The following is a 12,304-nucleotide window of genomic DNA, read 5'->3' on the forward strand; positions in this document are numbered from 1 at the left end:
CCGACAGCGATCTTCGCCGCCATCTTCGCAATCGGGTAACCGGTCGCTTTACTCGCCAAAGCCGAAGAACGGCTGACGCGCGGGTTCACTTCGATGATGTAGTAGTCGAACGAGTACGGATCCAATGCCAACTGCACATTGCAGCCGCCTTCGATTTTCAGGGCGCGGATGATCTGCAGGGAGACATCGCGCAGCATTTGGTACTCTTTATCGGATAAGGTCTGGGAAGGCGCCACGACGACGGAATCGCCTGTGTGGACGCCGACCGGATCGATGTTTTCCATGTTGCAGACAACGATCGCGTTGTCGTTGCTGTCGCGCATCACTTCATATTCGATTTCCTTGAAGCCAGCGATCGATTTTTCCAGCAGACATTGCGTCACTGGTGAGTAGCGCAAGCCGTTGGCCACGATTTCGCGCAAATCGGCTTCATCATAACAGATGCCGCCGCCGGTGCCGCCCATTGTGAAGGCCGGACGGACGATCAACGGATAACCGACTTCCGCCGCGAAAGCCAGAGCTTCCGCCACCGTGTGGATAATATCGCTCTCCGGAACCGGCTGATTCAATTCCGCCATCAATTGACGGAACAGATCACGGTCTTCGGCTTGTTGGATGGAAGTCAGTTTCGTGCCAAGCAATTCGACCTTGTACTCATCCAGAATGCCGGCTTCGTCCAACTCCACCGCCATATTCAAACCGGTTTGGCCGCCCAATGTCGGCAACAAGGCATCTGGGCGCTCTTTGCGGATGATGTTCGCGATGAACTCCAACGTCAGTGGTTCCATGTAGACTTTATCAGCAATCTCAACGTCTGTCATGATTGTGGCGGGATTGGAGTTGACTAGGATGACTTTGTATCCTTCTTCTCTTAAGGCTACGCATGCCTGCGTACCGGCATAGTCAAATTCAGCGGCTTGGCCGATGATGATAGGTCCCGAGCCGATCACGAGGATCGTCTTGATATCTGTGCGTTTAGGCATGCTTTACCTTCCTTTCATTATGCTTCAATTGTTTGAAAAACTTCATCCATCACTGCAACAGCCTTGTCGATTTCCGCGCTTGACACATTCAGCGGCGGAAGGAAACGCAATACCGTATCATGCGTGCAGTTGATGATGATGCCCTTTTCCATGCACTTCGCGACGATGTCGGCCCCCTTCATCGCCAGTTCCATCCCAAGCAGCAAGCCTTTGCCGCGCACATCGAGGATAAAGTCGTATTTTTCCTTGAATGCCACTAATTTCTCTTCGAAATAGTTGCCCATCTCATTTACATTCGCCAAGATATTTTCGTCTTCAATCGCTTGAATGGTTGCGAAAGCTGCCGCACAGACCAGCGGGTTGCCGCCGAAAGTCGAACCATGGTCGCCCGGTTTGAAGTGGGAAGCGACAGCATCTTTAGCCAGCAGCGCGCCTATCGGAACGCCATTGCCCAAAGCTTTCGCCAACGTCATCACATCCGGTTCCACGCCGTAGCCTTCGTAGGCGAACAGCTTGCCGGTGCGGCCTATCCCTGTTTGGACTTCATCAAAGATCAACAGGATATCCTTTTCGTCACAGAGCGCACGCACTTGCTCCAGGTAGGCTTGATCGCCCACGTAGACGCCGCCTTCGCCTTGGATCGGTTCCAAAAGGATTGCGCATGTCTTTTCCGTAACTTTGGCAGCCAAAGCCTCAAAGTCATTGAAAGGAACGTAGTGGAAACCTTCCAGGAACGGATCGTAATCTTTATGGAATTGCTTTTGGCCGGTCGCCGTCAACGTCGCCATCGTACGGCCGTGGAAGGAATTATCCGCTGTGATGATTTCGTAGCAGCCTTCGCCGTGGACTTCGCGTCCGTATTTGCGCGCCAATTTGATGGCCCCTTCATTGGCTTCCGCTCCGCTGTTGCCGAAAAAGACTTTATCCAAAACGGAATTCGTGATCAGTTTTTCCGCCAACTGCACTTGCGGCTCGATCCAATAAAAGTTCGAGCAGTGGACCAGTTTGGCCGCCTGTTCCGCTATCGCAGCCGTCACTTTCGGATGATTATGTCCTAACGCGTTCACAGCGATGCCTGCCAGGAAATCCAAATATTGCTTGCCGTCCGCATCCTTCAGGTAGCTGCCTTGCCCTTCGACCATACAGATGGCTCCGCGGTTGAAGGTATTCATCAAGTAGGCTTGCCCTTTTGTTTTTATCTCTTCATTCATTATTCCAGTACCCCTTCCTTCTCACGATCGATCATCGTGCCGATTCCTTCATCGAAAAAAACTTCCAATAAAATCGAGTGGCGCAGACGGCCATCGATGATGTGCGCTCCGTCCACACCGCCGCGCAATGCGTCGATGCAGCAGTCAACCTTCGGCACCATTCCGCCTGAGATGACGCCATCCGCTTCCAATGCTTCGATCTCTTCGAGCGTGATCCGCGAGATGAGGGAATCCTTATCATGGTAATCGCGGAAAATCCCTTCCACATCGGTCAACAGGATGAATTTGTTTGCCTGAACGGCCTTCGCTATGGCGCCGGCTACATAATCGGCGTTGATGTTGTAGCTCATCCCGTCCTTGCCCATACCGATGGAGGAAATGATCGGGATATAGCCGCTGTAGATGAGCGACTCCAGCATTTCCTTGTTGACTGCTTCCACTTCGCCCACATAGCCGATGTCGATTTTTTCGCCGTTCTTTTCCAGATATTTTTTGCGCGCTTGGATCAGATTGCCATCTTTCCCTGACAAGCCGATGCCTTTGCCGCCGAGCTGGTTCAGGGTTCCGACGATATCCTTGTTGACTTTGCCCGCCAACACCATTTCGACGATTTCCATCGTCTCTTTGTCTGTAACACGCAGCCCCTGCTCGAAGTGGCTCTCGACCTTCAGTTTTTTCAGCATATCGTTGATAGCCGGTCCGCCGCCATGGACAAGGATCGGGTGCATCCCCACCGATTTCATCAATAACAAATCCTGCATGACGGCTTTTTTCAGTTCTTCATTGATCATGGCATTGCCGCCGTATTTGATGACGATGATCTTATCGCGGAAACGGTTGACGTAAGGCAGTACTTCGACAAGCATTTCGGCTTTTTCACAATTGCTCTTGTTCATCTTCATCCCGCTCAGCTCCTGTAATCCGCATTGATTTTCACGTAGTCGTAAGAGAAGTCGCAAGTCCATGTGCTGGCGGCTTCTGTTCCCAGATGCAAGTCGATCAAAATGTTGATTTCATCTGCTTCCAGAATTTTTTTCGCAAGTTCCTCATCAAACACGACACCCATCCCCGCTTCACAAAGCTTGATTTCGCCGTTCTTGCTTGAGAAGGCGATGTCGATCACGTCGGCATCGAAGTATTCCGTTTCCGCATAACCGGCAGCCGTGATGACACGGCCCCAGTTGGCATCCTCGCCGAACATCGCCGTTTTCACGAGACTGGAGGTTGCGACCGATTTGCCGATTGAGACCGCATCAGCCATTGTCTTCGCGCCGGAAACCAGCACCTCGACAAATTTTGTCGCTCCTTCGCCGTCCTTGACCAACAGCTGCGCCAATTGGGAGCAGATGGACAGGACAGCCGCTTCAACTTCGGCATAGCCAGCATCAGCAGCAGAACCAATCATCGGATTGTCGAGTTTGCCTGTAGCGGCCACAAAGACAGAATCGTTCGTGCTCGTATCCCCATCGATGGTCGCATGGTTGAAGGTCGCATCCGCGGCTTTCAGTAACATAGCATGTAAGGCTGTTTGGCCGATTGCGACATCGGTTGTGATGTAGCCCAGCATCGTGCCAAGGTTCGGATGGATCATCCCGGATCCTTTGACCATGCCGCCGATGGTAGCCGTTTTGCCGGCGACTTCAAAGGTGAAGCTGACTTCTTTCGGAACCGTATCCGTCGTCATGATTGCCTTGCTGGCTGCAGCGCCGCCAAATTCGGAAACTTCCGGTGCGATCGCCTTGACCCCTTTTTTCATTGTCTCCATGTTCATGAACATCCCGATGACGCCTGTCGAAGACACCAACACTTCTTCCGGTTGGATATTCAATTCTACAGAAAGGAGCTTCACGGTCTCTTCCACATCGGCTTTGCCTTGTTTGCCTGTACAGGCATTCGCGTTGCCGCTGTTGATCAGGATCGCCTTGAAACGGTCATGTTGCTGCAGGGCTTGTTGATCGTACTGGACCGGAGCCGCTTTGACTTTATTTTTGGTGAAGACGCCCGCAACTGTTGCCCCATCCGGGAAATACAGCAGCGCCATGTCCTTTTTGCGTTTCTTGAACCCAGCGTGGATCCCTGCGGCTTGCACACCTGCAGCGGCAGTCACACCGCTTTTATGTAATTTCTTTATCATTTCGTCCATTTCCTCCTTCAGTCTTCCGTTATTACGGGAAAAGCCCTATCATCTGTAATCCTGTCGTTTCGGAAAGTCCGAACATCAGGTTCATGTTTTGCACGGCTTGGCCGGCAGCACCCTTCATCAAGTTGTCGATGACAGATACGATGATGACCCGGCCTGTGCGTTCGTCGTAGGTGACACCCAATTGGCAGTTATTTGTGCCTTTTACCGATTTCGTCATCGGCCACATGCCCGCAGGCAGGACCTGCACAAACGGTTCGTCTGCGTAAGTTTCCTCAAAAAGGGCGTGGATTTCGTCCGCTGTATGCCCTTCGGTGACCGTCGCATAGATGGTGCTGAGGATGCCTCGGCTCATCGGAACCAGATGCGGCGTGAATTGGATCATCGTGTCCGTGCCGGCCATTTGTGTCAACAGCTGCTCAATTTCCGGTGTGTGGCGGTGATGCGCTACCCCGTAGGCTTTGAAGCTGCTTTCCACCTCGGTGAAGAGGTTCGCTACGTTGCCGGCGCGGCCCGCTCCGGACGTACCGGATTTGGAATCGCAGACGATGCTGTTCGGTACGACCCAGCCTTTTTTCATCAAGGGCATCAAGCCCAAGAGAATGCTGGTAACAAAACAACCCGGATTCGCGATGACTGTTGCGTCCTTGATCGCGTCGCGGTCCCATTCAGGCAGACCGTAGACGGCTTCCTCCAAAAGTTCCGGCTCTGTGTGTGCGACTTTGTACCATTCTTCATAGACGGCTGCGTCCTTCAACCGGAAATCGGCTCCCAGATCGATGACTTTTTTGCCTTTTTCTTTGGCTTTCTTGGCTATCGGCAAAGCGTGTCCATGCGGCAAGGCCACAAAGATCACATCGCTGTCCGTTGTCACTTGTTCCAGATTCAATTCCTCACACGTGTGATCGACGTTCCCCAACAGGTGCGGAAAAAGATGCTGGATCTTTTGACCCGCATACGTGCGGGAGGTCAGATGATCCAAGACCACATCCTCGCGCAATCCCAATAATCGGACTAATTCCACCCCCGTGTAACCTGTTGCTCCAATGATACTGACATGAATCATACTTCCCATCCCCCTTTTTTTATTTGTTGCAAACGCAGGCCGAGCCCGTTTTACAAAGTCTTGCAGATATACAAAAAAACTTCCGTGCCTATACCAAATCAAATAGATTCAGTATAGGGACGAAAGTTCGTGGTGCCACCCTTATTCTCCAGCATGCGCGCAGGCCGGACTCAAGTATTGCTACTTTTGCGATAACGGGGCAACCGGATTAAACTTTATGGTTCACATTCAGCTTATCAACTCAAAGTTCCTTTTCATCCATCGCGGTTGACCTTGCTTTCACCCTCCAAGGTTCGCTTCACTGTGCAAATGGATTACTCTTCTTGTCAAAGTTTTTATTTGTGTTAGATGTTGTTTGACATTTGCATTAAATTTATCATCTGTTTTTCACTTTGTCAATCAAACTTTTGGAATAAATAAATTTCCTAAGGTCGCAGCCATGATCGCCTTGATGGAATGCATGCGATTTTCGGCTTGTTCAAACTGAAGACCATGCTTGCTGCGGAAGGCCGCGTCGGTCACTTCCATCTCGCGCATGCCGAATGTTTCCGCGATTTCCTGGCCATATTGCGTTTTTGTATCATGGAAAGCAGGCAGGCAGTGCAACATGATCACATCATCATTGCCGGTCTTCTCAATCATCTCCATATTGATTTGATAAGGAGTCAACAAGTCGATACGCTCCGCAAATTTATCTTCTTCACCCATCGATACCCATACATCGGTGTAAAGGACATCTGCCGCTTTCACGCCTTGGGCCACGTCGGCCGTGATTTCGATTTTACTGCCGCTCTTTTCAGCGAATTTCTGCGCCATCTCAACCAATTCATCCGTCGGGAACAATGATTCCGGCGCGCAGATCGTGACGTTGACGCCCAGAATAGCACCGGTAACCAATAGGCTGTTGGCTACATTGTTGCGTCCATCCCCGACATAGACCAACTTAAGTCCGGCCAGCTTGCCGAAATGTTCTTTGACCGTCAGGAAATCGGCGATCATTTGGGTCGGATGCCAGTCATCGGTCAAGCCGTTCCATACCGGTACACCGGCATATTTCGCCAGATCTTCGACGGTTTTTTGGCTGAAGCCGCGGAATTCGATACCGTCGAACATGCTGCCGAGCACTTTAGCGGTATCTTCAACGGATTCCTTTTTGCCCAATTGAATATCATTTTTCCCGAGATATTCAGGATGCGCCCCAAGATCGATGGCAGCCACTGTAAAAGCGGCTCTGGTGCGAGTGGATGCTTTTTCGAACAAAAGGCAGATGTTCTTGCCTTCAAGATAACGGTGCGGGATATTTCGTTTCTTCAGATCCTTCAGATGCGCCGAAAAATCAATCAGATACTCCAATTCTTCCCGAGTGAAATCTTTTTCCGCCAATAAGCTTCTTCCTTGAAATACTTGTTCCAAATTCTGCCATCCCCTTTTAATTATATTCTCACTGTCGTTCTTGCGAACAATCATTTCCGAGTCATGATGCAACTATTATTGGACTCATTTTATACCCAATTCTAATCAATTACAAACTTTATTTTAATTATATGTATAGAATAAGGCGCGATTCATCGAGCGAGAGACTGGCCTTTGCCGCTTCCCGAACCAATCTGTGGGTGAACATTTGTTTGCGAAAATTTTAATTTGACAATAGTACTGATTGGGATTATCCTAGAGACAACTTAATTGAATAGTCTTCAGGGACGGGTGAAAATCCCTACCGGTGGTAAAGCCCACGAGCCGTTAAGGCAGATTCGGTTAGATTCCGAAGCCGACAGTCAGAGTCTGGATGAAAGAAGACAAGAACCATTTATCGAATGGCATGCTACGTTTATTTGTCATAGAAAAAACGTTTTCGCGCCATCCGTTCATGAACCGGAATGTCAATCCCTGGGTGTAGTCTATGCCCAGGGATTTTTTGGCTTTGTTTAGCTGGCCTTCCTTTGTCGAGCCCTGAAGCAGAAACTGTTCAGGGCTCTTTACTTTGGAAAAAGGAGGCACGGAAAGATGCAAGATAAGGATACACACTTTATGCAAATGGCTCTGGAACTGGCGGAGAAAGGACGCGGGGCCGTCGCGCCAAATCCGATGGTCGGCGCCATCATCGTCAAGGACGGACGCATCATCGGATCCGGCTACCACGAAAAATTCGGGGAAGGCCATGCTGAAGTGAACGCGTTCCGCTCGGCTACGGAAGATGTGGCGGGCGCGACTATTTACGTGACTTTGGAACCCTGCTCCCATTACGGAAAAACACCGCCCTGCTCCGACAAAATCATCGAAAAGAAAATCGGTCGGGTCGTCATCGCCGCTTTGGATCCGAATCCGTTGGTTTCCGGACGCGGCGTGAAGAAACTGCAGGATGCCGGCATCGAAGTGGTGACAGGTGTCCTGGCCGAAGAAAGCAGCCGTTTGAATGAAATATTCATGAAATACATCGTCAAAAAAGAGCCCTTCGTCATCATGAAAGCAGCGATGTCCCTGGACGGAAAGATCGCGACCCGGACCGGCGAATCGCAATGGATCACCGGCCCTGCCGCAAGGGAACGCGTGCATCAACTGCGCAGCGCCCTCACTGGCATCATGGTCGGCGTCCAGACCGTCATCATGGACGATCCGCAGCTGACCTCCCGCATTCCAGGAGGAAAAAATCCGGTGCGGATCATCGTCGACAGCACCTTGCGCATCCCGCTGGAAGCAAAAGTGCTCCAGAATCAGGATGTGGCCAAGACTCTTATCGCAACGACAGAACGGGCAGACCGCAATAAAGCCGCCCTGCTCGAAGCAGCCGGCATCGAGATTTTGACTGTACCCGCCAAGGACGGCCGAACCGACCTGAAGGCGCTGATGAGCGCCCTCGGGGAGCGCGGCATCGACAGCATCCTGCTGGAAGGCGGCGCGACTTTGAACTTTTCCGCACTGGAGGCGGACATCGTCGACAAGGTGCAAGTCTATATCGCCCCAAAACTGATCGGCGGGGAAACGGCAAAAACCCCTGTCGGCGGAGATGGCATCGAGAAGCTGTGCCAAGCTTTCAGCGTGATCGAGCTGAAGGCCAGCACCGTCGGGGAAGACATCCTCTTGGAAGGCTACATTTCCAAGAACGAATAACAGAGGAAAGTGGGAGGAAATTCATGTTTACTGGAATCATCGAAGAAGTCGGCAACTTAAAAGGCATCCGCCACGGCCAAAAATCTTCCGTCGTCACGGTCGGCGGAAAAAAAGTGCTGATCGGGACAAAAATCGGCGACAGCATTTCCACCAACGGCGTCTGCCTGACGGTCACGAAGCTGCATAAAGATGCCTTCGAAGCCGACGTCATGCCAGAAACGCTCCAGCGCTCAAATCTTGGCGCCCTGCAGATGGGCGGCCGCGTCAATCTGGAACGGGCACTGCAGCTCGATACCCGACTGGGCGGGCACATCGTCAGTGGCCACATCGACGGGACCGGCTCGATCAAGGAATACCGCAAGGATGATAATGCAGTCTGGATCACCATCTCGGCCGGACCGGAGCTGCTCCGCTACATCATCGAAAAAGGCTCGATTGCCATCGACGGCGTCAGTCTGACGGTGGCGACGGTCGACAGCGACTCGTTCCAGGTATCCATCATTCCCCATACCGGAGCGGAGACGATCCTGCTTGAGAAGAAGTTGGGCGAAACGGTCAATCTGGAGTGCGACATCATCGGAAAATACGTGGAAAAACTGCTGGGCCTGAGCCCTAAAAAACAAACAAAACCAAGCAATCTATCTGAAGCTTTCTTGCAAGAGAACGGCTTTTTCTGAAAGAAATAAGGAGGGAAACCCACATGTTCAATACATCTGAAGAAATCATCGCGGACATCAAAGCCGGAAAAATCATTGTGCTGGTCGATGATGAGGATCGCGAAAATGAAGGCGATCTGATCTGCGCAGCCGAATTCGCGACGCCGGAAAACATCAATTTCATGGCCATCTACGCGAAAGGCTTAATCTGCATGCCGATGGATCGGACACTCACCGAGAAACTGGTGCTGACTCCGATGGTGGACCGCAACACCGATAATCACGGGACAGCCTTCACCGTCGCCATCGACCATGTCGAGACGACCACCGGCATCTCAGCTTTCGAACGCTCTTTGACCGTCATGAAGGCAGTGGAGGATGACGCACAGCCCGAGGATTTCCGCCGACCTGGCCACATCTTCCCGCTGAAAGCAGTTGACAACGGCGTACTCGCGCGCAACGGCCATACCGAAGCCACTGTCGATTTGGCGCGTTTAGCCGGATTGAAACCGGCGGGTCTCTGCTGCGAAATCATGGCCGATGACGGCACGATGATGCGCACAGACGAACTGATCACTTTCGCCAAAGAGCATGACCTGAAGATCGGCACAATCGCCGACCTGATCGCCTATCGCAAAGAGAACGAACAGCTCTACAAGCGCGAAGGCAAAGCCAAACTGCCCACCAAATACGGTGAATTCGACATTTACACTTACGTGAGCAGAATCGACGAAGACGAACACCACGTCGCCTTGGTCATGGGCGATGTCACAACGGCAGAACCTGTTCTGGTGCGCGTCCATTCGGAATGCTTGACCGGCGATGTCTTCGGATCGAAACGTTGCGACTGCGGCCAGCAATTGGACGCGGCCATGAAGCAGATCGCCGAGGCAGGCCGAGGGGTATTGGTCTACTTGCGCCAAGAAGGGCGCGGCATCGGCCTCGTCAACAAAATCCACGCTTATGCGTTGCAGGACCAAGGCTACGATACGGTGGACGCGAACCTGATGCTGGGATTCCCCAGCGATCTGCGCGAATACTACATGGCCGACGAGATGCTGCAGGACTTGGGCGTGAAGGAGATTCGGTTGCTGACAAACAACCCGCTTAAGATAGAAGGATTGAAAAATCATGGCCTGAAGATCACCGAACGGATTCCGATCCAACTCGAGATCTTCGACGAAACGCAGCGTTATATGGAAACAAAGAAACAAAAGATGGGGCACTACTTGGATTTATAAAAAACAACCAAACAGGAGGAAAACAAAATGAACATCATCGAAGGACAATTAATTGCACAGGATTTAAAAATCGCGATCGTGGTGGCAAGATTCAACGAATTCATCGGCTCAAAATTGGTGGGCGGCGCCTTGGACGGCTTGAAACGCCATGGCGTGGCTGAAGATGCCATCGACTTGGCATGGGTGCCGGGTGCATACGAAATCCCATTGGTAGCGCAAAAAATGGCAGCTTCCGGAAAATATGATGCCGTCATCACTTTGGGAGCCGTCATCAAGGGCGCAACGGCGCATTTCGATTACGTCTGTTCCGAAGTATCCAAAGGCGTAGCGACAGCCTCCATGAGTACAGGCGTGCCGGTCATCTTCGGCGTCCTGACGACCGACACGATCGAACAAGCCATCGAGCGCGCCGGCACGAAAGCGGGCAACAAAGGCTATGATTGTGCCGTATCCGCCATCGAAATGGCCAACCTGCTCAAAAATCTATAAAAGTCTATGGAAAAACTAATGTTCAAAGGTGTCCGCACCATCATCCTTGACTATGACGGCACCATCCATGACAGCACCCGGAATTACATCCACGCTTTCAAACAAGCCTATGCTTTTCTTGTTGAAGCCGGCCACGCCGCACCAAGGGATTGGGCGGATGCTGAAATCACGAAGTGGCTGGGCTACAGCAGCAAAGCCATGTGGGAAAATTTCATGCCTGACCTGGAAGAAGAAATCCGATCAAAGGCCTCAAAAATGATCGGACAGATCCTGCTGGAAAAAGCCCAAACCGGGCAGGCCATCCTTTACGATGGCGCTCTGGAAACCTTGCAGGCATTGAAGGGGAAAGGCTACCGCTTGGTCTTCTTGAGCAACTGCAGCCGCGCCTATATGGAAGCGCACCGGGAAAGCTTCGGCTTGGACCGCTACTTCGACGGCATGTACTGCACCGAAGACTTCAGCTTCATCCCCAAATACGAAATCTTCGAATCGATCCAATCGGTTTTCCCTGGCGGCTACCTGATTGTGGGCGACCGTTTCCAGGACATCGAGGTCGCCGAACATCATCCCATCCGCACAGTGGGCTGCCGTTACGGCTTCGGCTTCCCCGGGGAACTGGACTCGGCGGATGCACTGATAGACGATATCCGCGAATTGAATGACTTGCTTTAAACAGTAACAGACAAAAAGGCGACAGAATCCTTCATCTGAGGGTTCTGTTGCCTTTTTATTTTGGGCTGAGTTTTAAAAATGAATAACGTCACCTAATCACAAAGATTTTGACATGTGCACACGCCTGTACCCATTTTCTGTAGAACGATTCAATTCGATAAAGCCGAATTTGGCATAGTACACAAGATTTTCGCTCATCAACTCGTTCGTATACAGTCGGACTTCTTGCATTCCGGCCTCTTCAGCTGACATAAACGCAAATTCGATCAGTCTGCGGCCAATCCCTTGTCCTTGGAAAATGTTGCGGACTGCTACGTTTTCAATCAACAAGTAGTTTTCTTTCAAAAGCAGCACGATGAGGCCTTGTCTATGTTCCTTATCCGTTGTCACATAGACAAGCCTCTTTGAAATGAGGTCTGCATAATCCGCGAGCATAGGAGCAGGCTTTTTTCCAATCCTGTCAATGTACATTCCATAAGCATCATCCACGCATTCAAGAATAGCCTGTCGGTCATCTGCGGCTGCGATTCGAATATTCATACTGATCCCTCCTCCATGTTTAAGTAGTTATAGTAGAAGTTTTAGAATTCAACCGGTCCAGCAACCGATATAGCAGCTCCCGGTTGCTCGCGGGAATCGGATAGCTCCGGATTTCTGCTGCCGTCTGCGTATAAGTGCTTCCGTCCAAGAAGGCCGCATCGTTCTGGAGGATGCTCTCGATGCTCTCCTGAGTGGACT

Annotated in this window: 12 protein-coding genes, 1 riboswitch and 1 other annotated feature; of the genes, 5 read left to right on the forward strand and 7 right to left on the reverse strand. The window is 51.4% G+C overall.

The genetic code is table 11. The features are described 5' to 3' along the window. The 6 genes from carB to argF all read right to left on the reverse strand — a co-directional run. On the reverse strand, window positions 1-983 hold a 983-nt coding region (gene carB / locus WBV27_RS09380; RefSeq protein WP_424201472.1), incomplete at its 3' end, for a carbamoyl-phosphate synthase large subunit. Window positions 984-1,000: 17 nt separating this feature from the next. Continuing rightward, a complete protein-coding gene (locus tag WBV27_RS09385; RefSeq protein ID WP_424201474.1) occupies window positions 1,001-2,194 on the reverse strand; it encodes an acetylornithine transaminase in 1,194 nt (397 codons plus the stop codon). Further along, entirely contained in the window at window positions 2,194-3,096 is a 903-nt protein-coding gene (argB, locus tag WBV27_RS09390) for an acetylglutamate kinase (protein WP_407433541.1), read from the reverse strand. Before argB ends, WBV27_RS09385 begins: the two co-directional genes overlap by 1 nt. Before the next feature lie 5 nt (window positions 3,097-3,101). Then, window positions 3,102-4,328 (reverse strand): bifunctional glutamate N-acetyltransferase/amino-acid acetyltransferase ArgJ, encoded by a 1,227-nt coding sequence (gene argJ / locus WBV27_RS09395; protein WP_424201477.1) that lies wholly within the window; start codon window positions 4,326-4,328, stop codon window positions 3,102-3,104. A gap of 31 nt (window positions 4,329-4,359) precedes the next feature. Next, the gene (gene argC, locus WBV27_RS09400; protein WP_424201479.1) at window positions 4,360-5,400 is read right to left on the reverse strand and encodes an N-acetyl-gamma-glutamyl-phosphate reductase; all 1,041 of its coding nucleotides are present in this window, start codon (window positions 5,398-5,400) and stop codon (window positions 4,360-4,362) included. Window positions 5,401-5,512: 112 nt separating this feature from the next. Next, window positions 5,513-5,739 (reverse strand) — a binding site (T-box leader). Between the two features lie 60 nt (window positions 5,740-5,799). Further along, the gene (gene argF, locus WBV27_RS09405; protein WP_424201481.1) at window positions 5,800-6,813 is read right to left on the reverse strand and encodes an ornithine carbamoyltransferase; all 1,014 of its coding nucleotides are present in this window, start codon (window positions 6,811-6,813) and stop codon (window positions 5,800-5,802) included. A gap of 273 nt (window positions 6,814-7,086) precedes the next feature. Continuing rightward, a riboswitch (FMN riboswitch) is annotated at window positions 7,087-7,202 on the forward strand. Between the two features lie 202 nt (window positions 7,203-7,404). Between argF and ribD the strand changes: the two genes are divergently transcribed. Genes ribD through WBV27_RS09430 form a run of 5 tightly spaced genes read left to right on the forward strand, consistent with a single transcriptional unit; the run spans window position 7,405 to window position 11,566 of the window. Next, on the forward strand, window positions 7,405-8,508 hold the full coding sequence (ribD, locus tag WBV27_RS09410; protein WP_424201483.1) for a bifunctional diaminohydroxyphosphoribosylaminopyrimidine deaminase/5-amino-6-(5-phosphoribosylamino)uracil reductase RibD: 1,104 nt from the start codon (window positions 7,405-7,407) through the stop codon (window positions 8,506-8,508). A gap of 23 nt (window positions 8,509-8,531) precedes the next feature. After that, entirely contained in the window at window positions 8,532-9,185 is a 654-nt protein-coding gene (locus WBV27_RS09415; RefSeq protein WP_424201485.1) for a riboflavin synthase, read from the forward strand. 23 nt (window positions 9,186-9,208) lie between these two features. Next, complete coding sequence (locus WBV27_RS09420; protein ID WP_424201487.1) at window positions 9,209-10,405, forward strand: bifunctional 3,4-dihydroxy-2-butanone-4-phosphate synthase/GTP cyclohydrolase II; 1,197 nt, start codon at window positions 9,209-9,211, stop codon at window positions 10,403-10,405. A 27-nt stretch (window positions 10,406-10,432) separates the two neighbouring features. Next, window positions 10,433-10,894: a 6,7-dimethyl-8-ribityllumazine synthase gene (gene ribE / locus WBV27_RS09425; RefSeq protein ID WP_086942839.1), complete on the forward strand. Its 462-nt coding sequence runs from the start codon at window positions 10,433-10,435 to the stop codon at window positions 10,892-10,894. Window positions 10,895-10,900: 6 nt separating this feature from the next. Beyond that, complete coding sequence (locus tag WBV27_RS09430) at window positions 10,901-11,566, forward strand: HAD family hydrolase (RefSeq protein WP_424201489.1); 666 nt, start codon at window positions 10,901-10,903, stop codon at window positions 11,564-11,566. Window positions 11,567-11,662: 96 nt separating this feature from the next. On the opposite strand, the gene WBV27_RS09435 is transcribed toward WBV27_RS09430, so the two are convergent. Next, on the reverse strand, window positions 11,663-12,106 hold the full coding sequence (locus tag WBV27_RS09435; RefSeq protein WP_424201491.1) for a GNAT family N-acetyltransferase: 444 nt from the start codon (window positions 12,104-12,106) through the stop codon (window positions 11,663-11,665). Between the last annotated feature and the right edge of the window lie 198 nt (window positions 12,107-12,304).

Source organism: Trichococcus sp. (assembly GCF_049589555.1).
GTDB lineage: Bacteria > Bacillota > Bacilli > Lactobacillales > Aerococcaceae > Trichococcus.